Origin of the sequence: Paenibacillus xylanexedens (assembly GCF_007676705.1) — a bacterium.
Lineage (GTDB): Bacteria > Bacillota > Bacilli > Paenibacillales > Paenibacillaceae > Paenibacillus > Paenibacillus xylanexedens_C.
This window is the reverse complement of record NZ_VEBF01000592.1, coordinates 1-241: the sequence shown is the minus strand read 5'-3', so window position 1 is coordinate 241 and position 241 is coordinate 1. Positions and strand designations below refer to the sequence as shown.

Sequence of the window (241 nt, the reverse complement as noted above, 5' to 3'; positions counted from 1 at the left end):
AGATGGAAAAAGAAGGTACAGAGGTGGAGTTTGGAAGGGTTGGGTGGGAGTATTATGGAGATGTGGATGTATTTATTGGTAGGGATAATGAGGGTGTTGATGTGTTGTATAAAAGGGTGAATGGGTGTAGGTTGATGGATTATGGGGAGAAGGAGAAGGTTGATATATATATGTGTGATGATGGAGGAAGGGGTGAGGTAGAGGAGGTTGTTAGACAGTCCGGTGCGGGTTATGTGGGTTT

1 protein-coding gene is annotated in these 241 nt (G+C 44.4%); it reads left to right on the top strand.

Features of this window, described 5'->3' with window-relative positions:
• Window positions 1–241, top strand: a 241-nt coding sequence (locus FS628_RS31775; RefSeq protein ID WP_222125348.1) for a hypothetical protein, incomplete at both ends; no start/stop codon positions are given.